The following is a 384-nucleotide window of genomic DNA, read 5'->3' on the forward strand; positions in this document are numbered from 1 at the left end:
AGGAGACACACATGTCTTGGTATCACACAGTAGGTAAAGCTGTCGCAGGAACGGCAAGCGTCGCCGGTATTATTACTGCCGCCCCGGTCTTTGGGGCCATTGGCACTATTACGGCCGCAGGGTTTGCGGTGTCAACCGCCATTGGCACGTCAGCGGCATTGATTGATAAAGCGTTAGAGGAAGACCGTCCAGATGTACCGGACTATCCAACGCCACACCCCCCATTAATTACACACGAGCACTACGACGAAGAGCGATGATCTACGATTGAACCCAACCAGCCACAGCCATCCTGGTTGTGGCTTTTTCATTTTACAGGAGCCGATTATGTCCAGAGCCTCCAATATTGAATCCGTCTTTCTATTATTAGCCCAACTTCCTACT

1 protein-coding gene is annotated in these 384 nt (G+C 51.0%); it reads left to right on the top strand.

Going from position 1 to position 384, the window contains the following annotated elements; genetic code table 11:
- Positions 1-260 (top strand): hypothetical protein (locus tag MD535_RS25890; RefSeq protein WP_265678143.1); only part of this gene is annotated, 260 nt, incomplete at its 5' end.
- Positions 261-384: the final 124 nt, after the last annotated feature.

Source organism: Vibrio qingdaonensis (assembly GCF_026191675.1).
Taxonomy (GTDB): Bacteria; Pseudomonadota; Gammaproteobacteria; order Enterobacterales; family Vibrionaceae; genus Vibrio; species Vibrio qingdaonensis.